Source organism: Dongia sp. (assembly GCF_041910485.1).
Taxonomy (GTDB): domain Bacteria; phylum Pseudomonadota; class Alphaproteobacteria; order Dongiales; family Dongiaceae; genus Dongia.
This window is the reverse complement of sequence record NZ_JAYRQR010000050.1, coordinates 36,693-62,876: the sequence shown is the minus strand read 5'-3', so window position 1 is coordinate 62,876 and position 26,184 is coordinate 36,693. Positions and strand designations below refer to the sequence as shown.

The following is a 26,184-nucleotide window of genomic DNA, read 5'->3' as shown; positions in this document are numbered from 1 at the left end:
CGTGTTTTTCCCGGCTGGAGATGTTTCCGGCATCAGGGCGACGCACAGAACCCGGCGCAAATGCCGGGCAGGGGAGGAAAGCGGGATGAAGGGTTCGGGCTTTACACGCCATCTCAATCAGGAGCGAATCGTTCTCCTGCTGACAGTGGTGCTGTTTGGCGCCTTTACATTTGTGCTTCCGAAGTTTCTGACAGCGGAGAACATGCTGTCACTCCTGCGTTCCGTTTCAGTGCTCGGAATCCTCGGCATTGGCATGCTCGTGGTCGTGCTGGGTCGCGGTATCGACCTGTCGATGGTCGCCAACATGGCGATCTCGGTCGCCTGGGCCATGCAGATGGCCGGAACCGGCACATCGCTTGGCGAGGCACTCAGTCTTGGCCTTGGGCTTGCGCTGCTCATGAGCCTCATCAGCGGCCTGCTCATCGCCTACGGCGATATTCCCCCACTCTTCACCACGCTGGCGATGGGGACCTTCATCTATGGGTTTGGGCGCGCCCACCTCATCACCGGCACCGATGTCGTCTACATGCCGAATGATATCGGCTGGATCAAAGAACTGGGCCAGGGAAATGTGCTCGGCATTCCGGTCCCCGTCATCGTCGCCTTTGCCGTTGCCATGACATTCTGGTGCTTCCTGCGTTTTACCAAGCCAGGGCGCTTTATCTATGCGATTGGCGACAACAGCCAGGCTGCGCGCATCACGGGTCTTCCCGTCCGACCCATGCTGGTTGCGCAATATGTCATTTCGGGAGCGATCTCCTTCATTGCCGGCATCATCACGGCGACCTCGGTGGCGGCAATGAACACGCGCGTCGTCAATTCGAACATGATCTATGACGTCATCCTGGTCGTTGTGCTGGGTGGCGTCGGCCTGTCCGGCGGGCGCGGCAATGTCCGTAACGTCGTGGTCGGCACGCTTCTCATCGGCGTGCTGATGAACGGCATGACCATCATGGATATCCAGTACACGCTGCAGAACGTGATCAAGAGCCTGATCCTGCTGTTGGCCATCGTGGCCGACAGCATCCTCAATCCCCGCGATGAACAGACGGGGCAACAGGGCGACATCTGACGAATCGCCCACAATTCGAGTCATTGCGGAACACCAATCTGTCAGGGAGAACAAGATGAAAGCATTGCGTAAATTAGGGCTGGTAGCGGCCGCGATCGCGACCCTTGCCACATCGACGGCAGCCATCGCCCAGGAAATCAACGACCCGTTCCGCGATCCGGCGCTGGAATCGTTGAAGGGCAAGAAGATCGCCTATCTGCCGATCTCGATCGGCTTCGACCTCGCCCAGGCCTGGGGTGGCGTGGTCAAGCAGCAGTCGCAAGTCTACGGCATGGAATTCACGTCGCAGGATCCGAACTGGAACACGGATGCGATGGCCCAAGGCTTTACCGCACTGCTCGCCGAGCATCCGGACGTTATCGTGACCCAGAACCCCGACATGCAGTCGCTGGCGCGCCTGATGAAGCAGGCGAACTCCGAAGGCATCGTCGTCATCCAGCTCAACATGGCGGGTGCCGTGCAGACCGATGCCGTCGTGGCCCCGGACTTCATCGGTATGGGTGAACAGATCGCCCAGAAAGTGCTCGACCGTTGCGGCAAGGACACCAACACTTCGCACAAGGTCTCGATCGTCCAGGGCGTGCTGACCGGCGGCGTCAGCTTTTATCAGGTCCAGGGCATCAACAAGGTCTTCGCCGAACATCCGGAAATCCAGGTTGTCTCCAGCCAGGCAGCCGACTGGGATGCGACGAAGGCTCGCGCCATCACCGAGACCGTGCTGCAGCAGCATCCGGACATCTGCGCCGTCATCGACGTCTGGGACGGTCAGGGCGTCGGCACTGGTGCTGCCATTCAACAGGCCGGTTTGTCGGACAAGGTGTTCTTCATCACGTCGGGCGGCGGTGCGCAATCCATGTGCGATAAGTTGAAGGACGGTACTTTTTCGGCCGCCTACAACTATGATGCCGTGGGCATGGGCCGCGATGCCTGGACCGCGATCATGGTGGCACTGCAGAACAAGCAGGGCGGTGGCGCGATCAAGACCCAGATCTATTCACCCTATCGCTACATGACGAAGGACGATGTCCGCGACGGTACGTGCTTTAATCCTGAAGAGTACGCCAAGATCCTTCGCTGATGACGGGTGACGATGCCCTGCCTTGAGGGCAGGGCATCTCGACCGCCGGCCGCGGGCCCGACTGCCCCGCGGCCGGTCATTCCAACTCCAAGAGGTCGATCGTGGCGCAAGCTGGCACCCTGACGAAACTCCGTTACCGCTTCATTCCCGATCATGTGCTCGGCGAAATTCTGTCGAAGAAGTGGATCGACAACACCATTCCGTTCCTGGTGCTGGTCGCGGTCATCATCGTCTTCGGGTCGCTCATCCCCAATTTCTTCTCCGCCGGCAACCTCTCCATCACGGCGCGCCAGCTTGGCGAGTTCGCACTGCTCTGCATCGCCATGATGGCAGTGATCGTGGTCGGCGGCATCGACCTTTCCGTTGGGTCCAACTTTGCGCTGGGCAATTTCACCGCCCTGGCCTTGCTCAATCTCGCCGGCTGGCCTGTCTGGGCAACCATCCCGGCGGTCATCCTGATCTGCGGATCCGTTGGGTTCATCAACGGTGTCCTCATCGGCTATCTGCGACTTCGGGCTTTCATGACGACCTTGGTGACGTTGATCATCGTCCGCGCCATTGTCGATATGCTGTTGCTGAAATACGCCCAGGCTATGTCTTTGAGTTTCGTCGACAGCGCCGCCTGGGACCGGATCGGCATGGGCAATGTGCTGGGTCTCCCTTTCTCTTTCTTTCTCCTCATTGTGGTGGCCCTTGTCGGGCACATTCTCATCACCCGCTCGCGTCCCGGCTGGCGGGCTATGGCCATCGGCGGGTCGCGTCGCTCGGCGCACAATATCGGGCTGCCGGTCCGTGGCATCATCTGCTCGGCCTATACGATCTCGGGCATGCTATGTGGGCTCGCCGGATTGCTCTATGCCGCCAGATTGTCCGGTGCCGGATCCGATACGGGCATGGGCATGGAGATCATGGCTCTGACCGCCGCCGTTCTGGGGGGCAACTCGCTGGGTGGCGGGCGCGGGTCGATCGTCAAAGCCCTGATCGGTGCCGTCATCGTCCTGGTCATGACCAACGGCGTGCTGCGCCTCGGCCTCAACTCCGGTTCCGGCCCGATGGTTCTGGGCCTGCTGCTGATTTTCGCTGTCTTCATCGATGTGCGCTGGAACAAGAACCGCGACAAGCTCCTCAACAAGGTCTATGTCTCGCCAACCTTGGTCGAGATGCCCAAGCCGCGCTCGACTGCCGAAGGCGCCTTTGCTCTCAACGATCGCTTGGCGGATGTCGAAATCATCGGTCTCGGCGATGTCGAAAGCCCCGAGGATGTCATCCTCGATGAAGATGACGTGCTCTATTGCGGCACCCGTCACGGCGACATCGTCCGATTTTATCCGCCTGACTATAAACGGCATGACGTGTTCGCCCATATCGGCGGGTCACCTCTGGGCATGAGCTTTGACAAGGACCGCAATCTCATCGTCTGCGTCGGCGGCATGGGTCTCTACCAGATATCGCCCCAAGGCGCGGTATCGCGGTTGACCGATGAAACGACGCGCTCGACCTTTTCCGTGGTTGACGACAGCCGGCTGCGTCTTGCCGACGATTGCGATATCGCTCCCAACGGCAAGATCTACTTCTCGGAAGCCACCATCCGCTACGAAATGCATGATTGGCCGGTGGACGCACTGGAGAGCCGTGGTAACGGCCGCATCATCAGTTATGATCCCGCGACCGGAAAGACGCGCACCGAGGTGCGCAAGCTTATCTTCCCGAACGGCATTTGCACGGCGCGCGACGGGCAGTCGATCCTGTTTGCCGAAAGCTGGGCCTGTCGCATCAAGCGCTATTGGATCGCCGGTCCCAAGGCAGGTCAGGTCGAAACCGTGGTCGACCGCCTGCCGGGCTATCCGGACAACATCAACCGAGCCTCGGACGGGACCTATTGGTGTGCCATCATGGGCATGCGCTCACCGGCCCTGGACGTCGCCTTGCGCATGCCGGGTTTCCGCCGCCGCATGTCGCGTCGCATCGCGCCCGACCAGTGGCTCTATCCCAATCTTAATATCGGCTGCGTCATCCGTTTCAACGATGCCGGCGAAGTCCTGGAATCGCTTTGGGATCAGGGTGCCAAGAATCATCCGATGATCACCTCGATGCGCGAGCATAAGGGCTGGCTGTATCTGGGCGGCATCACCAACAACCGCATCGGCCGTATCCGTCTGCCCAAGGCCGATGCGAATTGGTCGGCCTGGCGTGATTACTGGGGAGGCAAGGCATGATCGAAGCATTGAAAGGCTTTGCTGACCGGTTTCTTGGCCGCGGTTCAGCCGCCTTGACGGTGCCGCCGCTTGATGGTGCTCTGAAGCCGAACAATCGCCTTGAGGAATTGCCTGCGGGCATCCGGGGCGAGGCGCCCGACTGTCTCGCCGTGAGGGGCGGACAAATTGTATGGGCGGAGGGGAACCGCATTCAGGCCGAAACCGGTCCGATCGGGCAAGCGGGCGGCGAGATCACGGCGCTGGCGGCTTCACCGGCGGGCAGGGTCGCGGTCGCGAGCATCGACGGCGGTGTCGCCATTGATGGCATCGTGCCAAAGGCACTGGCCGACCTCGCCTGCGTGACGGCACTTGCCTTTGACGGCGAGGATGTTCTCTGGATTGCCATTGGTTCGACGCTCCACAAATATACCGACTGGTCGCGCGACTTCCTCGAACTGCGCCGCGCCGGCCAGGTGCTGCGCTTCGATATCGGCACGGGGACTATGAAGCTCGTGGCGGCCAAGCTCGGCCACCCAAAGGGTATTCTCCCCGCGGGCGATGGCGTCATCGTCAGCGAATCCTGGGCCAAGCATCTCATCCGCATCGATGGCGCAGGTCGCATCTCGCAGCTGATGGAAGATCTGCCGGGCTACCCCGCCGGCATCGCGCCGTCTTCGTCGGGCGGCTATTGGCTGGCCATCTTCGCGCCGCGCGGGCCTCTCCTGGAGCTCGTCCTGCGCGAGCCCGCCTACCGCCGCGCCATGATGGCCGAGGTCGAGCCGGAATTCTGGATCGCGCCAGCCCTCAAATCCGGCTATTCGTTCCGCGAACCCATGCAAGGGGGCGCCCTCAAGCAGATGGGCATTCTGAAGCCCTGGGCGCCGACGCGGTCATACGGTCTTGTGGTGGAACTCGATCGCTCCTTCACACCCATTCAAAGCTTCCACTCGCGCGCCGGCGGGCGGCGTCATGGCGTCACCAGCGTCGTCGAATTGGATGGCACGCTGTGGGCCACGTCCAAGGGCGGCGACGAAGTTCTGAAGATTGCGCTCGGGCGGGGGATGGCGGCATGAACCAGATGGCAACCGTTATGACCCCGACTTCGCCACAACCGATCATCGAGTTGCGCGGCGTCACCAAGGAATTCCACAGCGTTCCGGCCTTGACCGATGTCAGCTTCACGCTGATGCCGGGCGAGATCCATGCGTTGCTGGGTGAGAACGGGGCCGGCAAGTCGACGCTGACCAAGATCATCGCCGGTGTGCATCCGCCGACCCGGGGCGAGGTTCTGCTGAAGGGGGCGAAGCTTGCCTTTGCCAGGCCGGCCGACGCGCTCCACAACGGCATCGCGATGGTTTTCCAGGAAACCTCGCTGGTTCCTTCGTTGACCGTGGCGCAGAACATCTATCTCGGCAACGAGAAGTTTCTCAACCGGTTGCGCGGCATCTATATCGCCGCCCAGCAATTCCTGCAGTCGCTCAACTTCAATGTCGATCCGACGATGTATGTGAGCCAGCTGGGGGCTGCGCAAAAGCAGATGGTCGAGATCGCGCGGGCCGTTCATCACAAGGCGCGGGTGATCATTTTCGATGAGCCGACGGCCACGTTGACGCCGGAGGAAAAGCACCATTTCTTCGAACTGGTGAAGCGGTTGAAGGCCGACGGCGTCTCGATCATCTTCATCAGCCATGCGCTGGAGGAGGCGCTCGCCATCTCCGACCGGATCACGATCCTGCGCGACGGCCGGCATGTCATCACCGACGATGCCCGCGCCTTCGACCGGGACAAGATCATCAGCCATATGGTGGGCCGCACGCTGACCGAGGAGATCTACGCCAAGGGCGCGCGCAAGGCGCGACCCTATGGCCGGAAGATCCTGTCGGTGCAGAATCTCTCCATGGGTCGCATGGTGCGTAACACATCCTTCTCAATCTATTCCGGGCAGGTGACGGGCATCTTCGGTCTCATCGGATCGGGCCGGACCGAAACGGCGAAGATCATCTCCGGTGTCGTGAAGCGCGACTTCCTGCACGGTGGCGAAATCCGCCTGGAAGGCCAGTCAAAGCGCTACCGGACGCCGCGGCCGGCGGTGAAGGACGGCATCGTCTACGTGACCGAGGACCGCAAGCTGGAAGGTTTCTTCGAAACAAAATCGATCGCGGAGAACATCTATCTCGGCCTGCTGGGCGCCGATCTCAACCAGGCGCCGGTCATTTCCTACAGCGAGATGATGAACCTGTCGAAGCAGTGGACGCAGCAGCTCAACGTCCGCGCAATCGACGGAAATGCCCGCGTGATCGAGCTTTCCGGCGGCAACCAGCAGAAAGTGGTGATCGCCAAATCACTGGTGCAGAAGCCCAAGATCATCATTTTCGACGAGCCGACGCGCGGTGTCGATGTCGGCGCCATCGCCGAAATTCATGCTGCCATCAATGAACTGGCTGAGGCAGGATTGGCGGTCGTCGTCATTTCCTCCTACCTGCCGGAAGTCATGAACCTTGCGGACCGGGTGCTGGTGGCCCGCCAGGGGCGCGTTGTCGAGGAATTCGGCATCGAGGAAGCGACCGAAGAAAAGATCATGTACGCGGCCGTCCATTGAGGCGGCGGCGAAGGAGATGCGTTCGATGAAGATCAGAGCTGCCGTGCTGGAAGAAATCGGCCGGCCCGGCCCCTATGCCGAGACGCGCCCGCTGACGGTGGGTGAAATCGATCTCGCGCCACCCCAGACGGGCGAAGTGCTGGTCAAGATCGCTGCGGCGGGCCTCTGCCATTCCGACCTGTCCGTCATCAATGGCGACCGGCCGCGTCCCGTGCCGATGGTGCTGGGGCATGAGGGCGCCGGCATCGTGGAAAAAGTGGGCGAGGGTGTCACCGACCTAGTGCCGGGCGATCACGTCGTCTTCGTCTTCGTGCCGTCCTGCGGTCATTGCGGTCCCTGCGGCACGGGCCGGCCGGCCTTGTGCGAGCCGGGTGCGGCCTCGAACGGCAAGGGTGAGATGTTGGCCGGCGGCACGCGGCTCAGCCGCAACGGCCAGCCCGTTCATCACATGACCGGCGTCGCTTCTTATGCGACCCATGCGGTGATTTCCCGCCGCTCGCTGGTGAAGATCGACCGCGAGTTGCCGCTGAATGTCGCGGCCTTGATGGGCTGCGCGGTGCTGACCGGTGCCGGCGCCGTCTTCAACATGGGCGCCGTGCAGCCCGGCAGCCGCACCGCGGTGGTGGGGCTCGGCGGGGTCGGTCTCGCCGCGATCCTCGGCGCCGTGGCGGCCGGGGCGGAGACCATCGTTGCCATCGACACGCTGGAATCGAAGCTGGGCCTGGCGCGTGAACTGGGCGCGACGCACGCCTATCTCGCGACCGATCCGGATCTTGTCGCCAAGGTAAAGGAAGCGACATCGGGCGGTGTCGATGCGGCGCTGGAATTTGCCGGTTCGGCGCGTGCGCTCGAAGGCGCCTATGCGATGACGCGGCGTGGCGGCACCACCATCACGGCGGGCCTGCCCAACCCGAAGGCGGTCCTTAACATCTCGCCCCTCTCCCTGGTCGCCGAGGAACGCACCTTGCGCGGCTCCTATCTCGGTTCCGGCGTGCCGCAGCGTGATATTCCGCGCTTCCTGGGATTGCATCGGCGCGGGCGGCTGCCGGTTGAGAAATTGATGACCCACAGCATCACATTGGATGAGATCAACGAAGGGTTCGATCGCCTGCATCGCGGCGAAGCCATCCGCCAGGTCATCGAGTTCAAGGATTGAGACATGCGTCAAAGAGACCAGCAGGTTAAGGACTATCAGGTTTTCATCGACGGTAAATGGTCGCCGGCCGTCAGCGGTGGCCTGTTCGACAGCGTCGATCCCTTCACGGCCAAGACCTGGGCGCGCATCCCCCGCTGCGATGCGGCCGATGTCGACCGCGCCGTGCAGGCGGCGCGCGCGGCACTGGAATCGGGCCCTTGGGCCACCATGCACCCCACCCAGCGCGGGGCCTTGTTGCGGCGCCTCGGCGATCTCATCGCGCGCGATGCCGATCATCTCGCCTTCACCGAAGTGCGCGACAATGGCAAGCTCTGGGCCGAGATGCGCGGCCAATGTGGCTACATCCCGCAATGGTTCTATTATTTCGGCGGTCTTGCCGACAAGATCGAAGGGGCCGTCCTGCCCATCGACAAGCCGGACATGTTCACCTACACGCGGCACGAGCCGGTGGGTGTCGTGGCCGCCATCACGCCGTGGAACTCGCCTCTCTTGCTCCTCACCTGGAAGATGGCGCCGGCGCTCGCGGCCGGCTGCACGATGGTGATCAAGCCGTCCGAATTCACCTCCGCCTCGACTTTGGAACTCATGCGACTCGTCGAGGAGGCCGGCATTCCGCCGGGCGTCATCAATGTCGTGACCGGCTTCGGACCGGAGGCTGGTTCGGCGCTTGTCTCCCATCCGGGCGTCGACAAGATTGCCTTCACCGGCGGCGAAGGATCGGGCCGGGCCATCGCCAAGACGGCCGCCGACACGTTCAAGCGGCTGACCCTGGAGCTCGGCGGCAAGTCCGCACAAGTCATCTTCCCCGATGCCAAGCTTGAAAGCGCCGTGCGCGGTGTCGTCTCCGGTATCTTCGCGGCGTCGGGACAGACCTGCATCGCCGGTTCGCGCGTCATCGTCCATGAATCGATTCATGATCGCTTCGTCGAGGAATTCGTGAAGCTGGCTTCGACGGCGCGGATGGGCGATCCGCTCGATACGGCGACCCAGGTGGGGCCGGTGACGACCCCGCCGCAATTCCAGCGCATCCTCGATTGCATCGACATGGCGCAGAGCGGCGGTGCCACCTGTGTCATGGGCGGCGGTCGCGCCACACGCGCCGAATGCGGCGACGGCTGGTTCATCGAACCCACTGTCTTTACCGGCGTGACGGCGGAAATGGCCATCGCCAAGACGGAAGTCTTTGGCCCGGTTCTCTCGATCATGAAGTTCCGCGACGATGACGAAGCCTGGCGCCTCGCCAACGACACGCCCTATGGGCTGGCGGCGGGTGTCTGGACGCAGGATCAGAAGCGCATGTTCACGGCGGCCAAAAAGCTGCGTGCCGGCATGATCTGGACCAATTGCTACCGGACCGTGAGCTACATGTCGCCCTTCGGCGGATTCAAGGCATCCGGTCAGGGGCGCGAGAGCGGGCAGGAGGCCATTCACGAATATCTCGAAACCAAGGCGGTATGGATCGATTACGGCGCCGAGCAGGCCAATCCTTTCGTTCTGCGTTGAACCTCGTTTCCCGGCCGGGTGTGCTTGCGCGCACCGGAATAATCGCGGATAAGAAACGCGAAGATTTTGTTCTCGCGCTGCGGTATGCGGCGCCGGGACCGGGAGATGTGAATGGATTTGCGCCAGCTGCGCTATTTCGTGGCGATTGTCGAACACGGTTCTTTCTCCAAGGCGGCCAATCAATTGCGCGTGGCGCAGCCGGCCTTGAGCCAGCATCTGCGGCACATGGAGGAGGAACTCGGCATCACGCTCCTCCATCGCGGTACGCGCGGCGTGTTGCCGACAGAGGCCGGTGAAAGGCTGTTGCAGCGCGCGAAGACGATCCTCACAGAATTCGGTGAGCTGCGCGACACGGTGCGCGGTGAAAAGAGTGTGCCGGTGGGCGAAGTCCGCTTCGGCATACCGGGGACCGTCAGTGAACTCCTCAGCGTGCCGCTCATCGAAGCGGCGCAGGCGCGCTATCCGACGGTTCGCATCCGCATTGCCGAGGCGATGAGCGGCTATATCCTCGACTGGCTGCGGCGTGGCGAGATCGACCTCGCCATGATCTATGGCGCCGCCAATGTCAGCGGCCTTGCCGTGCACCATGTCCTCACCGAGGAATTGTGTCTTTTCGGCGCGCCCCAGCTGACGGCCTGCGCGGTTCCCAAGGGCCAGCCGGTGACATTGTCCGAGGCCAGCAAGCTGGATCTCATCCTGCCGGGTCCGGCGCATGGCTTGCGCGATCTCATCGAAGAGGCGGCTTTGTCCGTCAATGCGCCGATCTGGCCGGCGATCGAGATCGATTCCTACGCGCAGATCAAGCGTTTGGTCCTGCATGGCCGTGGCTATGGCATTCTTCCCCGCACGGCCATCGCGCGCGAGGAGCAGGATGGGTTCGTGATCAGTTGGCCGCTTACCGCACCGCAACTGACCCGCCGCGTATTTCTCGCTTATTCGACCGAACGGCCGCTGCCGGCGGCGGTGCGTGCGATTGGTCAGCTCGCCTGGGATACGCTGCGGGCGCTGGTGGATGACGGTGTCTGGGCTGCCAATCTGACTGAGGAAAGCAATCGCCCGTCGCTCTATCTTTGAAGTGCAGTGCGGCGCGTTTCAAAGCCATCCGCCATATCGCATTGCAGTACCGGCGATTGAACCTTTCCCTATATGATTTATCGCGAAAACATATTTGACTTAAAGGTGGGATCAGCGAGTTTCAGAGGCGACAAAATTGCGGATCTGAAATGTCTCACGCCCTCAAAGATGTTCTCGTCGTTGCGCTCGAACAGGCGGTTGCCGCCCCCATCGCAACATCGCGTCTGGCCGATGCTGGTGCCCGCGTCATAAAGCTGGAACGGCCCGACGGCGACTTCGCGCGCGGCTATGACGATTTTGCTCTGGGACAGTCTTCGTATTTTGTCTGGATGAATCGCGGCAAGGAATCCTGCCGCGTCGATCTCAACACAGCAGAAGATCGCGCACTGGTCGAAACGATGATCGCCAAGGCGGATGTCTTCATTCAGAATCTGGCGCCGGGCGCCACCGATCGTCTGGGTATCGGCAGCAAGGCGCTGCGCGCGCGCTATCCGCGCCTCATCGTCTGCGATGTCAGCGGCTATGCGCCGGGCACGCCGAGCTATTACCGCAAGGCCTACGATCTGCTGATCCAGGCCGAAGTGGGTCTCGCCCACATCACCGGCACGGATCTTTCCGGCCCCAGCCGCGTCGGCATTTCGATCTGTGACATCACAACCGGACAGGCGGCGTATGGCGCCATCCTTGAAGCGATCATCCGGCGCGACCGCACCGGTGAAGGGTCGCATCTCCAGGTATCGCTGTTCGACACGATTGCCGACTACATGAACGTCCCCTACCTGACGCGCCGCTATGGCGGTCGCGAACCGTCGCGTCTCGGTCTCGCTCATCCTTCAATCGCACCCTATGGCAGCTTTACGCTGAAGGATGGCTCCATCCTGATCGCCGTGCAAAGTGAACGGGAGTGGCAGATCCTTTGCGCTGACGTGCTACACGATCCAGCCCTGGCAAAGGACGAACGCTTCGACAGTAACGTCAAGCGTGTGCGCAACCGCGCCGCTGTCGATGCCTGCGTCCAGAAGATCCTTGCGGAACGGGCGGCGGCGGACGTCACCCAGGATCTCAACAATGCCAAGATCGCCTTCGGCATGGTGTCGACGATGGGCGATCTGCTGCAACATCAAAGTGCCGTGTTCCTGCCGATTGAGACGGAAGCGGGCACGGTCGAAGTCTTGGCCCCACCCGTCATCATCGACGGTGAGCGCCCCGCCCTCGGTCGTGTTCCGCGTCTTGGCGAGCACGATGAAGCCTTGCGTCGTGAATTCGCGCCAGCGGCAGCAACGGCTTCTTGAAAGCTTGATGGGAGCCATTCATTCATGCCGCCGCAGACACTGACAGAAGGCCTCAATGCGCTCATCCGAGGTAAGGCGATTGCGCCGGCCGATCTGGAAAGCGCCGCCCTCTTTGTCCTCGATACGCTGGCCTGTGCCATCGGTGCCCGGCAGACGAAGCCAGCCCAGATTCTCGGCCGCATATCGCCGCCCAAGGTCGACGATGTGGATAAGAGCTCCTTCTATGTGGGTGGCGTCGCTCACATCCTCGAGATGGACGATCTCCACCGCGCCTCGGTAACGCATCCGGGCAGTGTCGTGATTCCGGCAGCCTGGGCCTTTGCGCATCTCAAAGACCTTGGCGGCAAAGCATTCCTGCAGGCCGTGCTTGCCGGGTACGAAGCCTGTACCCGCGTCGGCATGGCGGTCGGCAAGGAGCATTACCGCGTCTGGCACAATACGGCGACATGCGGTCCGTTCGGCTCGGCGATGGCTGTCGCCATACTGGGCGAACTCGACGACCGCGAAACGGTGTGGGCGCTTGGCAATGCCGGCACGCAATCGGCTGGCCTCTGGGAGTTTCTCGCGGCGGGCGCCATGAGCAAACATCTGCACACGGCGCGCGGTGCCCAGGCGGGGCTGATGGCGGCGCGGCTGGCCAAGGAAGGCTTTACCGGCCCGGCGCTCATCCTTGAGGGCGAGAAGGGCTTCTTCAAGGGCTTGTGTCCCGATCCCGATCCCGGCGCGGTGCTGCGCGATGCTGACGCTCCCTGGCAGCTGGTGCAAACTTCCATCAAACCCTGGCCCTGCTGCCGCCATACGCATCCGACGATCGATGCGGCGATTGAGTTGCATCATGTTCTGGGTGGCGAAGAAATCACGCAGATCGAGGTTGGCACCTATCAGGCGGCTATCGATGTTTGCGACCGGCCGGATCCGACCGAACCCTATGGCGCGCGCTTCTCATTGCAGCATTGCGTGGCGGCGGCACTGGCGACCGGTCGTGTCATCTCGGACTCCTTCGAGAGTGCCGCCCGCGCTGACCTTGCCGATCTGCGTGGACGCGTTTCGGTCGGCGTCGATCTGCAGGTCAATGCCGGCTATCCCGATGCGTGGGGAACGGTCGTGACCGTCGAGACAAAGAGCGGTCGCCGCCTGCGGGCGCAACGGCGCGAATGCAAGGGCGATCCCGGCAACCCAGTGACGCCAAACGATCTCCGCGAGAAGTCAGCACAGCTGATGCAGGCGGCCGGCATCTCGGCGGCCGAAGTGGCACGCTTCACCGATGCCGTCTTCGCCCTTCTCGACGACCGGCCGGTCCGTGACCTGCGCCTCGAGCATCTGGTCGTCTAAGCCCAATCAACAGACAGCGTGCCTGGAAGGAACCCGACGTGGTGCAGGAAGAATTGAATTACGCCGATATCAGGGCGTCCGTCCGCAAGCTCTGCGAACAGTTCCCTGGCGAATATTGGCGCAAACTCGACCGCGAGAGCGCCTATCCGCAGGCTTTCATTGATGCGCTGACCGAGTCCGGCTTCCTTGCTGCCCTGATCCCCGAGGAGTTCGGCGGTGCCGGCCTGCCGCTCTCGGCGGCGGCCGCGATCCTTGAGGAAATTCAACACGCCGGCTGCAATGGTGCCACCTGCCACGCGCAGATGTACATTATGGGCACCGTCCTGCGGCATGGCTCGGCCGAGCAGAAGGCGACCTATCTGCCGCAGATCGCCGACGGCAGCCTGCGCCTGCAGGCGTTTGGCGTGACAGAGCCTACGAGCGGCACCGATACCGGCTCGCTGCGCACGACGGCCGTTCGCGACGGTGATGAATATGTGATCAACGGCCAGAAGATCTGGACCAGCCGGGCCGAATATTCCGACCTCATGCTGCTCCTCGCCCGCACGACGCCCAAGGACCAGGTCGCCAAGCGGACCGATGGACTCTCCGTCTTCATCCTCGATATGCGCGAGGCGCGGAAAGCCGGTCTCAGCATTCGGCCGATCCGCACCATGATGAATCACTCCACCACGGAAGTATTCTTCGACAATGTCCGCATTCCGGCGAAGAATCTGGTCGGCGAGGAGGGGAAGGGCTTTCGCTATATTCTCTCCGGCATGAATGCCGAACGCCTGCTGATCGGGGCGGAATGCGTGGGCGACGCCAAATGGTTTCTCGACAAGGCAACGACTTATGCCAAGGAGCGCGTGCTGTTCGGCCGTCCCATCGGGCAGAACCAGGGGGTGCAATTCCCGCTGGCCCGCGCTTATGCCAACATGCGGGCGGCGGAGCTGATGGTGCGCGAAGGTATCCGGCTCTATGAAGCCGGTGCCAATTGCGGGGCCGAGGCCAATATGGCGAAGATGCTGGCGGCCGATGCGTCGTTCGAGGCGGCGAATGCCTGCATCCAGACCTTTGGCGGCTTCGGCTTTGCCGAGGAGTTCGACGTCGAACGCAAGTTCCGGGAAACGCGTCTCTATCAGGTGGCGCCGATCTCAACCAATTTGATCCTGTCGTTCATTTCGGAGCATGTGTTGCAATTGCCGCGCTCCTTCTGACCGGCATCAGGGACCAGGAACACGCCATGCCATCGCAAAGCGATTTTTCGAGCTGGATCGGCAAGTCGGTGGAGGTGACGGATCTCGTCACGCCCCGGCTGGTCGAAGAGTATCGCGTGACCTTCGCACCGTTCCTGGCGCCCCAGCCGGAAGATGAGGCGCCGCTCGGATTCCATTGGTGCCTGTCGCCGTCTCTCGCGCCCGCCGATGAATTGGGAGCAGACGGGCACCCGCGGAAAGGTGGCTTCCTGCCGCCGGTTCCCTTGCCCCGGCGCATGTGGGCCGGTGGCTATATCGATTTTCACGGGCCGATCAAGATCGGCGACGAGGTCCGACGCCGTTCGACCATCGCCAGCATCGAGATGAAGGAAGGGCGCTCGGGACCGCTCTGCTTTGTCGGGGTCGAGCACGAATATCTGACACCGCGCGGCCTGGCGCTCTCTGAGCTGCACAATATCGTCTACCGAGAAGCCGCCGGCCCGGGGGGCGAGCGGCCTGCCAAAGCGGCACCAGCGGACCGGGCGCTGCCGCCAGGGGCGCAGACGTGCCGGGTGACGCCGTCGCCGACGCTCCTCTTCCGCTATTCGGCCATGACCTTCAACGGGCACCGGATTCATTACGACCGCCCCTATGCGACCGGGGTCGAAGGCTATGACGATCTGGTGGTGCACGGTCCCTTGCAGGCGACGCTGATGCTCAACCGGGCGGTGGCGGGCAAAGGGGCACCAGCCAGGAAATTCAGCTATCGCGGTTTGGCGCCGCTGACCAGTGGCGCGGATTTCGACATCGTCGTCGATCTGGCAGGCGAGCGGGCAGAGTGTTGGACGCAAAGATCCGGCGGCCCGGTGAACATGCAGGGGGAAATCCAATGGTAGCGAGCTTTCAATCGCCCATCGTGCCGCTCTTCGTTCCCGGCGACAGGCCGGAACGCTATGCCAAGGCGGTGCAAAGCGGCGCGGATGCGATCATCGTCGATCTTGAGGACGCCGTTTCGCCGGACAACAAGGCATTGGCCCGGGTTAGCCTCGCCCGTCACGAGATTCGCGGTGTGCCGGTGATCGTGCGCATCAATGCTTGCGAATCGCCTTGCTTCGAGGACGATCTGGCAGCGCTGCAGAACGTGCATTTCACGGCCATCATGCTGCCCAAGACCAACAGCGCTGCCGATATCAGGGCGGTGCACGAAGGGCTGGGGCGCATCGTGCCGGTGGTGCCGCTCATCGAGACGGCGGTCGGCCTTGCCGCGCTGTCCGAAATCATGGGCGCCTCCGGCGTCGGCGTCGTGGCCTTCGGTGCGCTCGACTATGCGATGGACCTCGGCTGCAGTCCAAGCTGGGAGCCGATGCTGGCGGCCCGCAGCGAGATCGTCTTCCGTTCGCGCCTGGCCGGCTTGGCGGCGCCGATAGACGGTGTCACCACCGTGCTCGACGATGCCGATCAGGTGCAAGCGGATACGGAGCGCGCCATTGCACTTGGCTTCGGCGGCAAGCTGATGATCCATCCGCGTCAGATCGCGCCGGCCCTGCGGGCTTTCCTCCCCAACGACGAAACCCTTCTTTGGGCGCGCCAGGTGATCGACTTGTCAGGGAGTGGCGGGGCCATGCAGTTGAACGGCGCGATGATCGACCGCCCGGTGCTTGAGCGGGCCCGGCGCATCATTTCGCTCTCCGACGCCTTCAAATCGCGCGGATAGAACCGCGCCGCCGGGCCTGTCGGTCAGCCGAGTTTCAGGATCGCCTTGAATTGCGGGTCGAACGTGCGGGAGATGGGCGCCATCGCCGCACCCTGGGCGACCGTCCACAAATCGGCCGTGCCGATGACGAGGCGCGGCAACGAGCGCGTCTGGCGATCGGCGACCGAGGGCAGCAGCGGCGGCACATGGGCGGCGATATCGCGCAGGATCCCGTCCGGCAACTGACCGCCCAGCACGATCGTCTCCGGATCGAACATCGCTTCCAGCGTCTGGACGGCTTGGCGAAGATGCGGTGCCGCCTGGCGGCACCAGTGCAGCAGGGCCGGGTGACGTGCTGCGTGCAGGCTTTCCAGATGCGTAAAGAGGTCGCCTTCTCCCGGGTCGAGGCCGAGATGCCGGCAGGCGGCCAGGATGGAGATGTAATGCTCCAGCGTTTGCGGCTGGCCGTTGGCGTCCGGCGGATCGCCAGCGGCAAAGGCCGGCAGCTGGCCGATCTCGCCCGCATTGCCGGCGGCGCCGGCATAGATCTCGCCCTGGATGATGAGCCCTGCGCCAAGGCCGTAGCCGAGAAAAAGATAGACGAAATTGTCGAGCCCGCTCGCCGCCCCGTACATCTTCTCGGCGATGGCCCCGGCACCTGCATCGTTCTGCAGACCGGCCTTCAAGCCCGTCTCTTCCTCCAACCGCTCCAGCAGCGGGAATTCATGCCAGGCCCGCATCACCCAGGGATCGACCAGCGGGTCCAGCGGCGGATGCGCCGGGTCGAGCCGCTGCCCGAACGGTCCCGGCATGGCGACGCCGAGGCCGAGCAGGCGCTCAGGAGACTCCGGATCGCTCTTGGCAAGGTCGCGGCGGATGGCGGCGATTAGGTTGAGGACGATGGCAAATCCCTTCGCCGGTCCGCCGGCGGGGAGGCGTTGCCGGCGCCGGCTCAAGGTGCGGCCGGTAAGGTCGGCGCCGATCCCCAGCACTTGGTGGCGGTCGATCTGGATGCCGATCGCATAGGCGCCGGTGGCGACGATCCGATAGGGCGTTGCCGGCTGGCCGCGCCCACCGCGCACGGGTGCGTCAGGGGCGATCAGGCCTTCCTCGGTCAAGGCATCGACGATGTTGCTCACTGTCTGCGGGGTCAGCTGGGTGGCCCGGGCGATCTCGGCCCGCGACAGGGTGCCGTTGAGGCGCAGGGCGTCGAACACCACGCGGCGGTTGTGCGCGCTGGCGCCGCCCAGATTGGTCCCCGCCGTGGCGATGATCGATCGCTTCAAAAACACCTCCCGAAATGGCCCCGGAAACGCCCCTTTTGATACCCGAAAACACCCCGCCGACGCGCCATTGACAGGGGCGCGGATTTGCCCGAGACTTATTAAGTCAAACAAATTGAATTAATAATCGGGGCGATGCAAGCCCCTCTCTGCAGAGACGATTGCCACATGCCGGCTTCCGTCGCGGGGCCGGTTTTCACGAGGGAGGTTTCAAGATGTCGCAGAAACTGCGTAGGACGATGGTGCGGGCGCTGATTGCCGGCACCGCTTTGGCCGGGTTGCAGGGCTTTGCCGTCACGGCGGCGTTGGCCGATACCACCATCAACGCCTTGTTCATGGCCCAGGCGGCCTATAGCGAGGCGGATGTGCGTGCGATGACGAAAGATTTCGAAGCCGCCAATCCCGGCATCAAGGTGAATGCCGAGTTCGTGCCCTATGAAGGCCTGCACGACAAGACCACCTTGGCGCAAGGGGCGGGCAGCGGTTACGACGTCGTCCTCTTCGACGTCATCTGGCCGGCCGAATATGCCCAGAACAAGGTGCTGGTCGATGTCAGCGACAAGATCACCGACGAGATGAAGAAGGGCGTGCTGCCCGGTGCGTGGACGACGGTCGATTATAACGGCCATGCCTATGGCATGCCGTGGATTCTCGATACCAAATACCTCTACTACAACACCGAGATGCTGCAGAAGGCGGGCATCGCCAACCCGCCGAAGACCTGGGCGGAACTGCTGGAAGATGCCGCGATCCTCAAGGAAAAGAAGATCGTCGAATATCCGATCGTCTGGAGCTGGGCGCAGCAGGAAGCGGTGATCTGCGACTATACCACACTGGTCGCCGCCAATGCCGGCCAGTTCCTGGATGAAGCGGGGAAGCCCGCCTTCCAGAACGGCGGCGGTCTCGATGCGCTGAAATACATGGTCGATTCGATCGACAAGGGCCTCACCAATCCGAATTCGAAAGAATATCTCGAAGAGGATGTGCGCCGTGTCTTCTCGGCGGGCGAGGCGGCCTTCGCGCTCAATTGGACCTATATGTACAACCTCGCCAATACCGACCCGAAGGAATCGAAGATCGTCGGCAAGGTTGGCGTGGCACCGGCACCGGGTGTTGCCGGCAAGAGCGAAGCCTCGGCCGTCAACGGGTCGATGGGCCTCGGCATTCCGACCACCAGCCAGCACCAGGATGAAGCGTGGAAATACATCACCTTCATCACTTCGCAGCCGGTGCAGAACAAGTATGCCAAGCTCAGCCTGCCGATCTGGGCATCGTCCTACAGCGATGCAGCAGTCGTGACCGGCCAGGAAGAACTGGTGAAGGCGGCCAACACGTCGCTGGGCCTGATGTATCCGCGCCCGACGACGCCGACCTACACCCAGATGTCGACTGAGCTGCAGAAGGCCATCCATCAGGCCTTGCTGAAGCAGGCGTCGCCGGAAGATGCGCTGAAGGCCGCGGCCGACGCCGCCGCCGGTGGTGGTCTCTGATCGCGCCAGTGACGTATTGAGCCGATCGGGCAGCCGGTGATGAACAATCGTTGGATGAGTATGCGCAGCTGGCTGTTGCTGGCACCGCTCCTCGCCATCATGACCTTCATCATCGGCTGGCCGATGGCCAAAACCCTGGCGCTGAGCTTCACGGACGCACAGCTCCTCAGCGGTAACGTGAATTGGGTGGGACTTGCCAACTATCAGCGGGTCCTCACCGCGCCGGCCTTCTACGAGGTCCTCTCGACCACTATCCGTTTCGTACTGATTTCGGTCGGCGCCGAATTCGTCCTGGGGCTCCTTGCGGCCCTGCTGCTTGATCAGAAATTCGCCGGGCGCAACATCCTGCGCGCGCTCCTCATCCTGCCCTGGGCGCTGCCGACCGTCGTCAACGCCACGATGTGGCGCCTGATCTTCAATCCCGATTTCGGCGCCTTCAACGCGCTGCTGACGCAGATCGGGCTCATTGATGCCTATCGGTCATGGCTGGGCGAGCCGGGCTCGGCCCTGCTTGCCGTCTGTTTTGCCGATGTCTGGAAGAATTTCCCGCTCGTGGCCCTCATTGCGCTGGCGGCCCTGCAATCGGTGCCGCGCGAGTTGAAGGCGGCGGCCGTCATCGACGGGGCTGGTGCCTGGTCGCGATTCCGGGCCGTTATCTTACCTTTTCTGGTCGGGCCGCTCACCGTCGCCATCGTCCTGCGCACGATCGAGGCGTTCAAGGTCTTCGACATCATCTGGATCATGACGCATGGCGGTCCGGCGGACAGCACCAAGACGATCGCCATCCTGGTCTACCAGCAGGCCTTCTCACTGCAACGCGCCGGTCTCGGCGGGTCAATTGCGCTTCTCATGGTGCTGGTCAGTGCCGTGCTCATCGCGCTCTATGTCACGCTGCTGCGCAAGCAGGGCGAGCTGAAATAGACGGGCCCCGATGGAACGGCAGTCTCCCCTGTTTCTTGCCTTTATCTATGTGGCTGCGTTCGTGCTGGCCATTTTCATTGCCGCACCCATCCTGTGGATGCTGGTCATGAGCGTCAGCTCGACCAGCGACCTGACGACGGTCCCGTTGCGCTGGTTGCCGCAGCAGCTCGACTTTCATCGCTATGTCGAGCTGTTGACGATTGCTGACAATAGCGCGGGCGCCGCTTTCCTCGCGGCGATGCGGAACAGCCTGATGGTTGCGGCGATGGCAACCGCCGGCGCCTTGGTGGCCGCCATTCCGGCCGCCTGGTCGGTATCGCGCTCGCCGGGGGTACAGCGCTATGCGCTATACGCCGTCGTTGCGACTTATATGCTGCCCCCGGTCGCCCTTGTGGTGCCGATCTACTTTGCCCTGAGTGCGCTCGGTGCCCTCAACTCGGTCTTCAGCCTAGCGGTGATCTATCTCACCATCCTGGCCCCCTTCACGACCTGGCTGCTGAAGAGCAGCTTCGACAATATTCCGGCCGAGATCGAGCTTGCCGCCATGATGGACGGTGCGCGGCTCGACCAGATCCTGCGCCGCATCACCTTGCCGCTGGCCGGACCGTCGCTTGCCACAGCTGCGCTCTTTGCCTTCCTGCTCGCCTGGGACGAGTTCTTCTATGCCCTGTTGTTCACATCCGATCAGCGCGCCAAGACGCTGACCGTCGCCATTGCCGATCTGGCCGGTGGCCGCATCGCCGATTACGGCCTCATTGCCACGGCCGGTGTGCTCGCGGCCATTCCGCCCGTGCTGATCGGCTTTTTCCTGCAACGCTCACTCGTCGCCGGCCTCACGACCGGCGGCGTGAAAGGATGATTTTCATGTCGAGTTCCGTCGCGGTCCAGATCGGCCCGGGTTTGGCTGCCCTCCATGCCGAAATGGCCAAGCAGCATCGCGATGCCCTGGCCTCTTTCCGCGCCAACGACGACGTAGCCGGAAAGATCGCCGCATCGCTGCGCCGGACCGGGCGGCTCGTTCTGCTGGGGATGGGTGGTTCCCACGCCGTCAATCGCATGGCCGAACCCGATTATCGGGCCTTAGGGTTGCCGGCCGTTGCTCTGTCGCTGTCGGAACAGCTCTATTCGCCGCTGTCGCTCGAGAATGCGACCGTGCTTCTGACCTCGCAATCGGGTGAATCAGCCGAGGTGCACCGCCTGTTTGCCAACAAGGCACCGCATGGCGACATGTTCGGTATCACGATGGAGGTGGGCTCGGCTTTGGCGAAGGCTTGCCCGTCGCTGATCGGCGCCGGCGGATCCGAACAGGCCTTCTGTGCCACGCGCAGTCTTCTCATCTGCCTGACCCTGCACCAGCTGGTCGTCGGAAAATTGGGTGGGGATACGCGACCGGCGCTGGCAATCCTTGAAGCCCCGCAGGAGCCATCCATCGACGCAGCCTGTGCACGCCTGAAGGATTGCACCGCCATCGTCTTTTCGGGGCGCGGCCAGCGGGGCCTTGGCGAAGCGGCGGCCCTGGGTGCGATGGAATTGGGGCGCATGCCGGCCTATGCCTTGGAAGGTGGCCAATTCCGCCACGGCCCGATGGAAATCTTGGGGCCGAAGATCGGTGCCGTCATTTTCCGCGCCGATGAGGAGGCTGCGGCCCTTGGCGACGATCTGGCGTTGCAGACCGTCACCGCCGGATCGCCGACCATTCTCTTCGATGCCAGCGGTGCAGCCAGCAAGGCAGCCGGGGTAGGGGCTTTGCACATCGCATTCAAGCCAGCGCGGGGCATGTCGGCCAGCCTTGCCATGCTGCCGGCGGCGCAACGCCTGGTGATCGGACTGGCAGCGCAGCGCGTTGCCGATGTCGGCACACCGGTCCGCAGCAGCAAAGTGACGCGCGTCGAATGAGCGGCGCGGTGAACATGGCAACGCGGCCGCTTGCCGTGATCGGCAACGTCAACGTCGATATCATCATCGGCGCGGCGGAACCTTGGCCGCAGCCGGGCACTGAGATCCTGGTCGATCATGGTGAGGTGCGCGTCGGCGGTGCCGCCGGCAATGCGGCTCTGGCCTGGCAGGCGATGGGAGTCGATTTCCAGATCGCCGGCAATACCGGCAACGATCAATTCGGCACCTGGTTGCGACAGAGTTTCCCCGATCACAGCAAGAATTGGCCGGTGGAGCAGACCCCGACGACCTTCTCGGTCGGCGTCACGCATCCGGACGGTGAGCGCACCTTCTTCACCATTCCCGGCCACATGCCGCATCTGGATTTGGGGACGGTTCGCCGCTCGCTCGACATTGACCAATTGCGAGGCGGCATCGCACTCATCTGCGGCAGTTTCCTGACCGATCACCTGACGGTCGACTATCCGGCGCTGTTCGCCTGGCTGTCGGCGCACGAGATCGAGATCGCCCTCGACACGGGGTGGCCGCCAGCAGGCTGGACAGAGGAGACCCGCGCCCGCGTGCAAAGCTGGTTGCCTGCCTGCACCCATGTTCTTCTCAACGAAGTCGAGATCATGTCGTTGACCGGCGCCGACGATATCGACGCGGCGATGGACCTTTTGTCGATTTCATCGCTCCGGTCGGTGACAATCGTCGCCAAGCTGGGTGCCGCCGGTGCCAAGGGGTGCCGCATCCTGCCCGGTGGCGCGCGGCAGATGGCTGCCGTTCCGGCGCCTTCCGTATCGCCGGTCGATACGATCGGGGCCGGCGACGTGTTCAATGCCGGGTATCTGGCCGCAGCGGCCAGGGGATTGGATCTGCAGGCGGCCTTGGCAGCGGGAGTCGGCATCGCTTCGCGCGCCATCTCCACGCTGCCGCGGCGCTATGACAGCGTTGCGGCCTGATGGGCTGAAGAGTTCGAGGGCAGGGGATTCAGGGACAGGGCAATTCATGGCAACATTGACCATCAAGAACATCACCAAGCGCTATGGTCCCGTCGAGACCCTGAAGGGGATCGACCTTGACCTTGCCGATGGCGAGTTCCTTGTCCTGCTCGGCTCGTCGGGTTGCGGCAAGTCGACCCTTCTCAATATCGTTGCGGGCCTCATCGAGCCAAGCGGCGGCGACGTGCTGATCGACGGTCAATCGATCCTGCGGGTGCATCCCAAGGACCGCAATATCGCCATGGTGTTCCAATCCTATGCGCTCTATCCGAACATGAGCGTCGCGCGCAATCTGGGTTTCGGCCTGGAAATGCGCGGTGTCGATAAGAGTGCGCGTCAGGCTGCCATTGAAAAGGTCGCCGGCATTCTGCAGATCGATCATTTGCTGGATCGGAAGCCTGCCGCACTGTCCGGCGGCCAACGCCAGCGCGTCGCCATCGGCCGCGCCATGGTGCGCGAGCCAAAGGTCTTTCTGTTCGACGAACCGCTCTCCAACCTGGACGCCAAATTGCGTGTTGAGATGCGGACCGAGCTGAAGAAGTTGCACCAGCGGTTGGGCACGACAATCGTCTATGTTACCCACGACCAGATCGAAGCGATGACCCTGGCGACGCGTATCGCCATCATGCGGGACGGCATCGTGCAGCAATTCGCCCCGCCGCAGGAGATCTATGAGCGGCCGGCCAATCTCTACGTGGCCGGCTTCATCGGCTCGCCGGGCATGAACTTCCTGCACGGCACCATCGAAGGCAGTGACGGGGGATCCAGCTTCCGGTTGGCGGAAGATGGCAATGGGCAACCGGCCCATCTACCGCTCCCGGCACACATTGTTGGTGGGGCCAAGCCGGGGCAGGCGGTCGTCCTGGGCATCCGTCCGGAGACGATCTCGCTGGCGCTTGGCCAACCGAGCGTCGCGTCGGGCATCGCCGAGATCGCGGCCTTGATCGATGTGCTCGAGCCGACCGGGGCCGATACGTTGGCCAGTTTGAAACTCGGCAATACACAAATCACCGCTCGGCTACGTCCGGCCGATGTGGAGCAGCCAGGTGCGGTGGCGCGTTTTCAGATCGAAACCGCGAAAGCGAGTCTCTTCGATCCGGCAAGCGGCCTCAGGATCAACTGACCCGCGTCAGTAGGCGCCACCGGGACCCGCTGGCTTGGCGAGCTCCTCTGCCGAGAGGAGATCGGCATGGTGCCGCCGTGCCACATCGGGATGCGAGCGCAGGCGGCCTTTCAGATAATTCTTGCCGACTTCGCGGAAGAGCGGGTTCATCGGGTCCTGGGCCACTCCCTTGGCGGCCGCAGCCAGGGCCGGCGGCAGATCCAACACTGGGACGGTTGAATCGAGCCGGGCACCGAGGAAGAAGGCAACCGACAAGCGATCGCGGCCCGCCGGAGGTGTCGTCACGCGGTGGATCGTGGCGCGGAGATAGCCGTTCGAGGCCATCTCCAGCAACTCGCCGATGTTGATGATGAAGCTTCCGCGTAAGGGTGGCGCGCCGATCCAGCCGTCAGGCCCTTCGACCTCCAGGCCGCTTTGCTCGTGCTGCAGCAGGATGGTGACGAAGCTGCTATCCTTGTGGGCGCCGACACCCTGTTCGCTCTCGGTCGCATCCCGTCCCGGATAGCGGATGATCTTGACCAGCTGGTTGGGGCGTTCGGCATAGATCGGTTCGAAGATATCTTCCGGCTGGCCGAGAGAGGCGGCAAAGGCGCGGACCAGGCGGATGGCAAGCTGGGTCGCCTCTTGCTGCCAGCGCAGGATGGCGGGCCGCAGTTCCGGCAAGGCCGCCGGCCACTGGTTGGGTCCCTGCAGGCGCAGCCAGGCCGGCTCATTGGCCGCCACCGTCACGCGTTCGCGCTCGGCACCGACGTCGAGCTGTTCGCGCCAGTCGCGCGCACCCCGCGTATGCTCCCAGCCGGTGCGCGTATAGCCGCGAAAATGCGGTGAGTTCACCATCTCGATGGCAATCTTCTCCGCCTCCGGCAGGTTGAAGAAACGGCGCGACAAGGCGAAGAGATCGTCGAGGAAGCTCCGCTCGATCCCATGCCCGGTCAGATAGAAGAAGCCGGTCTCATGGGCGGCACGGCGCAGATCTTCGAGGAATTGCGGTCTCCCCGGTCCGTCGACGCGGCGAAAGTCCAGGATCGGCAGCCGCAAAGCGGGAGTCTCGGCATTCATGGATGGTCTTTCCTCATTCGGCGGCGGCGCCAAGCAGCACATCATTCAGCCTAAGCATTATCGCTCAGTCCGTGACCAGAGGAAAACTCTTGGATTACCGGCGTTCCCAGCAGCATTTCTCGCGAAGGATGGTGGGAAGGGCCGAGCCCTGCAATCCATGTCTGCGATGCGAAAAATCCTCAGTATCGGCATAAATCGAACGCCATAAGCTGTTGGCATAAAACCCAATCTAGATCGTTGTCCGGTCGGAACCCTCGTTTTGGGATGGCACCATGCCACGGCAGGAAAAATACGAGGCGGGTACGGAACGGGATATGGATGCCTTGGACGAGGCCGCCAACACGATCACCTTGTCACTTTCGGATCTGATGCCGGATCGTACCGGCGCCGTCGTGATCCAAAGCGATGGCGAAAGCTTGACTGTGGTCCTAACCGACTATGACGGCGTCAAGCTCCGCGGGATCGCCCCGGAAGGAATCTTCGCCGAGCAGGGCGATATCTCCGGCTTCGACTTCATCACCTTCAGCAGCGGCGTCACCGTCTATTACGATGCGGGAACCGTGCGCCTGCGATTGGCGTCGATACGGCGGAGCAATGGGCCGAGACCGGTTGTTCTCTCCTCGATGACCGACCTCATCGATCGTGAGCTTGGCGGGAAGGGGGACGCCAAGGGCCGGCCCGCTGCAGAGGGAAGCCGGCGCCTCGGCGCCTAGGTTCTGGAATTCCGGATATCAGTTGATGAGATCGACGGCGGCGACGGTGAGAACGTCGAGAATGAGGTTGGTTGCGCGGCGCACCAGCATCACCTTGTTGTCGGCAATCACGTAGCGATAAGCCGGATCGAGCGCCGGCAGGCGCGAGAGCAGATCCGGCGGCAGATCACGCCCTTCCAGGCCCGGCGGCAGATGGCCGTTCCGCACCAGCTGCTTGGCCAGGCCCGGCGGCAGCTCGCCACGCTTGGCAAGGCCCGGTGGCAGGCCCTTGGCGCCCTTGTCCTTATGGCCTTTATCCTTGCCCTGGCCTTTTCCCTTGCCACCCTGTTCATGTTCCCAATCGTCATACTGGCGCTGGTAATAGTCGCGCAAAATACGCCGCTCGATTTCGCCGATGACGATATCGCCGATGCTGGGATTGCTGCCGGCAGGCGGGCTGGCGCCGGGCTCCGGCGCGTTGTCGGCAAGGGCCGGCGCGCCGCCGACGCTCAGCAAGGCCGCGACGGCCAGCATCGGAAATATCAACCGCATCTGATTCCTCCCA

At 63.0% G+C, this 26,184-nt stretch carries 23 protein-coding genes; 20 read left to right on the top strand and 3 right to left on the bottom strand.

Going from position 1 to position 26,184, the window contains the following annotated elements; translation table 11 throughout:
- The first annotated feature begins 85 nt into the window (after window positions 1–85).
- The 13 genes from ACE3PP_RS16325 (at window position 86) to ACE3PP_RS16265 (ending at window position 16,193) form a co-directional block, all read left to right on the top strand.
- On the top strand, window positions 86–1,072 hold the full coding sequence (locus ACE3PP_RS16325; RefSeq protein ID WP_374384205.1) for an ABC transporter permease: 987 nt from the start codon (window positions 86–88) through the stop codon (window positions 1,070–1,072).
- A gap of 55 nt (window positions 1,073–1,127) precedes the next feature.
- The gene (locus ACE3PP_RS16320) at window positions 1,128–2,150 is read left to right on the top strand and encodes a sugar ABC transporter substrate-binding protein (RefSeq protein ID WP_374384203.1); all 1,023 of its coding nucleotides are present in this window, start codon (window positions 1,128–1,130) and stop codon (window positions 2,148–2,150) included.
- 101 nt (window positions 2,151–2,251) lie between these two features.
- Window positions 2,252–4,366: an ABC transporter permease gene (locus ACE3PP_RS16315; protein WP_374384201.1), complete on the top strand. Its 2,115-nt coding sequence runs from the start codon at window positions 2,252–2,254 to the stop codon at window positions 4,364–4,366.
- Complete coding sequence (locus tag ACE3PP_RS16310; RefSeq protein WP_374384199.1) at window positions 4,363–5,418, top strand: hypothetical protein; 1,056 nt, start codon at window positions 4,363–4,365, stop codon at window positions 5,416–5,418. The genes ACE3PP_RS16315 and ACE3PP_RS16310 overlap by 4 nt, the downstream gene beginning before the upstream one ends.
- The gene (locus tag ACE3PP_RS16305) at window positions 5,415–6,944 is read left to right on the top strand and encodes a sugar ABC transporter ATP-binding protein (RefSeq protein ID WP_374384196.1); all 1,530 of its coding nucleotides are present in this window, start codon (window positions 5,415–5,417) and stop codon (window positions 6,942–6,944) included. The genes ACE3PP_RS16310 and ACE3PP_RS16305 overlap by 4 nt, the downstream gene beginning before the upstream one ends.
- Window positions 6,945–6,969: 25 nt before the next feature.
- Complete coding sequence (locus tag ACE3PP_RS16300; protein ID WP_374384194.1) at window positions 6,970–8,100, top strand: zinc-dependent alcohol dehydrogenase family protein; 1,131 nt, start codon at window positions 6,970–6,972, stop codon at window positions 8,098–8,100.
- Window positions 8,101–8,103: 3 nt separating this feature from the next.
- Window positions 8,104–9,603 (top strand): aldehyde dehydrogenase, encoded by a 1,500-nt coding sequence (locus ACE3PP_RS16295; protein WP_374384192.1) that lies wholly within the window; start codon window positions 8,104–8,106, stop codon window positions 9,601–9,603.
- Window positions 9,604–9,714: 111 nt separating this feature from the next.
- On the top strand, window positions 9,715–10,677 hold the full coding sequence (locus ACE3PP_RS16290; protein ID WP_374384190.1) for a LysR family transcriptional regulator: 963 nt from the start codon (window positions 9,715–9,717) through the stop codon (window positions 10,675–10,677).
- A 149-nt stretch (window positions 10,678–10,826) separates the two neighbouring features.
- On the top strand, window positions 10,827–11,969 hold the full coding sequence (locus ACE3PP_RS16285) for a CaiB/BaiF CoA transferase family protein (RefSeq protein WP_374384188.1): 1,143 nt from the start codon (window positions 10,827–10,829) through the stop codon (window positions 11,967–11,969).
- Window positions 11,970–11,993: 24 nt separating this feature from the next.
- Window positions 11,994–13,301: an MmgE/PrpD family protein gene (locus ACE3PP_RS16280; protein WP_374384186.1), complete on the top strand. Its 1,308-nt coding sequence runs from the start codon at window positions 11,994–11,996 to the stop codon at window positions 13,299–13,301.
- Window positions 13,302–13,342: 41 nt separating this feature from the next.
- Window positions 13,343–14,500 (top strand): acyl-CoA dehydrogenase family protein, encoded by a 1,158-nt coding sequence (locus tag ACE3PP_RS16275; RefSeq protein WP_374384184.1) that lies wholly within the window; start codon window positions 13,343–13,345, stop codon window positions 14,498–14,500.
- A 26-nt stretch (window positions 14,501–14,526) separates the two neighbouring features.
- Window positions 14,527–15,375 carry a MaoC family dehydratase N-terminal domain-containing protein gene (locus ACE3PP_RS16270; RefSeq protein WP_374384182.1) on the top strand — a complete coding sequence of 283 codons (849 nt, stop codon included), beginning with the start codon at window positions 14,527–14,529 and terminating at the stop codon, window positions 15,373–15,375.
- Window positions 15,369–16,193, top strand: a complete 825-nt coding sequence (locus ACE3PP_RS16265) for a CoA ester lyase (protein WP_374384180.1) — start codon at window positions 15,369–15,371, stop codon at window positions 16,191–16,193. The genes ACE3PP_RS16270 and ACE3PP_RS16265 overlap by 7 nt, the downstream gene beginning before the upstream one ends.
- Before the next feature lie 23 nt (window positions 16,194–16,216).
- Here ACE3PP_RS16265 and ACE3PP_RS16260 read toward each other — a convergent pair whose 3' ends face one another.
- Window positions 16,217–17,458, bottom strand: coding sequence for an ROK family protein (locus tag ACE3PP_RS16260; protein WP_374384178.1), 1,242 nt, complete (start codon window positions 17,456–17,458; stop codon window positions 16,217–16,219).
- Window positions 17,459–17,670: 212 nt separating this feature from the next.
- Here ACE3PP_RS16260 and ACE3PP_RS16255 point away from each other — a divergent pair, with 212 nt between their 5' ends.
- The 6 genes from ACE3PP_RS16255 to ACE3PP_RS16230 are packed head-to-tail and all read left to right on the top strand — an operon-like array spanning window position 17,671 to window position 23,868.
- On the top strand, window positions 17,671–18,945 hold the full coding sequence (locus ACE3PP_RS16255; protein WP_374384176.1) for an extracellular solute-binding protein: 1,275 nt from the start codon (window positions 17,671–17,673) through the stop codon (window positions 18,943–18,945).
- 54 nt (window positions 18,946–18,999) lie between these two features.
- Window positions 19,000–19,866 carry a carbohydrate ABC transporter permease gene (locus ACE3PP_RS16250; protein WP_374384174.1) on the top strand — a complete coding sequence of 289 codons (867 nt, stop codon included), beginning with the start codon at window positions 19,000–19,002 and terminating at the stop codon, window positions 19,864–19,866.
- A 10-nt stretch (window positions 19,867–19,876) separates the two neighbouring features.
- Complete coding sequence (locus tag ACE3PP_RS16245) at window positions 19,877–20,725, top strand: carbohydrate ABC transporter permease (RefSeq protein ID WP_374384172.1); 849 nt, start codon at window positions 19,877–19,879, stop codon at window positions 20,723–20,725.
- A gap of 5 nt (window positions 20,726–20,730) precedes the next feature.
- Complete coding sequence (locus ACE3PP_RS16240; RefSeq protein WP_374384170.1) at window positions 20,731–21,762, top strand: SIS domain-containing protein; 1,032 nt, start codon at window positions 20,731–20,733, stop codon at window positions 21,760–21,762.
- On the top strand, window positions 21,759–22,706 hold the full coding sequence (locus ACE3PP_RS16235) for a carbohydrate kinase family protein (protein ID WP_374384167.1): 948 nt from the start codon (window positions 21,759–21,761) through the stop codon (window positions 22,704–22,706). The genes ACE3PP_RS16240 and ACE3PP_RS16235 overlap by 4 nt, the downstream gene beginning before the upstream one ends.
- Window positions 22,707–22,752: 46 nt before the next feature.
- Window positions 22,753–23,868, top strand: a complete 1,116-nt coding sequence (locus tag ACE3PP_RS16230) for an ABC transporter ATP-binding protein (RefSeq protein ID WP_374384165.1) — start codon at window positions 22,753–22,755, stop codon at window positions 23,866–23,868.
- 6 nt (window positions 23,869–23,874) lie between these two features.
- On the opposite strand, the gene ACE3PP_RS16225 is transcribed toward ACE3PP_RS16230, so the two are convergent.
- The gene (locus ACE3PP_RS16225) at window positions 23,875–24,927 is read right to left on the bottom strand and encodes an isopenicillin N synthase family dioxygenase (protein ID WP_374384163.1); all 1,053 of its coding nucleotides are present in this window, start codon (window positions 24,925–24,927) and stop codon (window positions 23,875–23,877) included.
- A gap of 272 nt (window positions 24,928–25,199) precedes the next feature.
- On the opposite strand from ACE3PP_RS16225, the gene ACE3PP_RS16220 reads away from it, so the two are divergent.
- Window positions 25,200–25,640, top strand: a complete 441-nt coding sequence (locus tag ACE3PP_RS16220; protein ID WP_374384161.1) for a hypothetical protein — start codon at window positions 25,200–25,202, stop codon at window positions 25,638–25,640.
- An 18-nt stretch (window positions 25,641–25,658) separates the two neighbouring features.
- Here ACE3PP_RS16220 and ACE3PP_RS16215 read toward each other — a convergent pair whose 3' ends face one another.
- Window positions 25,659–26,171 (bottom strand): hypothetical protein, encoded by a 513-nt coding sequence (locus ACE3PP_RS16215; RefSeq protein ID WP_374384159.1) that lies wholly within the window; start codon window positions 26,169–26,171, stop codon window positions 25,659–25,661.
- Window positions 26,172–26,184 lie beyond the last annotated feature (13 nt).

What these genes read in the sequence shown, in the direction of transcription:
- ACE3PP_RS16310 (WP_374384199.1), top strand. Translation starts at nt 4,363, where the DNA reads ATGATCGAAGCATTGAAAGGCTTTGCTGACCGGTTTCTTGGCCGCGGT.
- ACE3PP_RS16285 (WP_374384188.1), top strand. Translation starts at nt 10,827, where the DNA reads ATGTCTCACGCCCTCAAAGATGTTCTCGTCGTTGCGCTCGAACAGGCG.
- ACE3PP_RS16325 (WP_374384205.1), top strand. Translation starts at nt 86, where the DNA reads ATGAAGGGTTCGGGCTTTACACGCCATCTCAATCAGGAGCGAATCGTT.
- ACE3PP_RS16255 (WP_374384176.1), top strand. Translation starts at nt 17,671, where the DNA reads ATGTCGCAGAAACTGCGTAGGACGATGGTGCGGGCGCTGATTGCCGGC.
- ACE3PP_RS16230 (WP_374384165.1), top strand. Translation starts at nt 22,753, where the DNA reads ATGGCAACATTGACCATCAAGAACATCACCAAGCGCTATGGTCCCGTC.
- ACE3PP_RS16245 (WP_374384172.1), top strand. Translation starts at nt 19,877, where the DNA reads ATGGAACGGCAGTCTCCCCTGTTTCTTGCCTTTATCTATGTGGCTGCG.
- ACE3PP_RS16265 (WP_374384180.1), top strand. Translation starts at nt 15,369, where the DNA reads ATGGTAGCGAGCTTTCAATCGCCCATCGTGCCGCTCTTCGTTCCCGGC.
- ACE3PP_RS16225 (WP_374384163.1), bottom strand. Translation starts at nt 24,927, where the DNA reads ATGAATGCCGAGACTCCCGCTTTGCGGCTGCCGATCCTGGACTTTCGC.
- ACE3PP_RS16215 (WP_374384159.1), bottom strand. Translation starts at nt 26,171, where the DNA reads ATGCGGTTGATATTTCCGATGCTGGCCGTCGCGGCCTTGCTGAGCGTC.
- ACE3PP_RS16280 (WP_374384186.1), top strand. Translation starts at nt 11,994, where the DNA reads ATGCCGCCGCAGACACTGACAGAAGGCCTCAATGCGCTCATCCGAGGT.
- ACE3PP_RS16320 (WP_374384203.1), top strand. Translation starts at nt 1,128, where the DNA reads ATGAAAGCATTGCGTAAATTAGGGCTGGTAGCGGCCGCGATCGCGACC.
- ACE3PP_RS16235 (WP_374384167.1), top strand. Translation starts at nt 21,759, where the DNA reads ATGAGCGGCGCGGTGAACATGGCAACGCGGCCGCTTGCCGTGATCGGC.
- ACE3PP_RS16220 (WP_374384161.1), top strand. Translation starts at nt 25,200, where the DNA reads ATGCCACGGCAGGAAAAATACGAGGCGGGTACGGAACGGGATATGGAT.
- ACE3PP_RS16295 (WP_374384192.1), top strand. Translation starts at nt 8,104, where the DNA reads ATGCGTCAAAGAGACCAGCAGGTTAAGGACTATCAGGTTTTCATCGAC.
- ACE3PP_RS16270 (WP_374384182.1), top strand. Translation starts at nt 14,527, where the DNA reads ATGCCATCGCAAAGCGATTTTTCGAGCTGGATCGGCAAGTCGGTGGAG.
- ACE3PP_RS16305 (WP_374384196.1), top strand. Translation starts at nt 5,415, where the DNA reads ATGAACCAGATGGCAACCGTTATGACCCCGACTTCGCCACAACCGATC.
- ACE3PP_RS16290 (WP_374384190.1), top strand. Translation starts at nt 9,715, where the DNA reads ATGGATTTGCGCCAGCTGCGCTATTTCGTGGCGATTGTCGAACACGGT.
- ACE3PP_RS16240 (WP_374384170.1), top strand. Translation starts at nt 20,731, where the DNA reads ATGTCGAGTTCCGTCGCGGTCCAGATCGGCCCGGGTTTGGCTGCCCTC.
- ACE3PP_RS16250 (WP_374384174.1), top strand. Translation starts at nt 19,000, where the DNA reads ATGAGTATGCGCAGCTGGCTGTTGCTGGCACCGCTCCTCGCCATCATG.
- ACE3PP_RS16300 (WP_374384194.1), top strand. Translation starts at nt 6,970, where the DNA reads ATGAAGATCAGAGCTGCCGTGCTGGAAGAAATCGGCCGGCCCGGCCCC.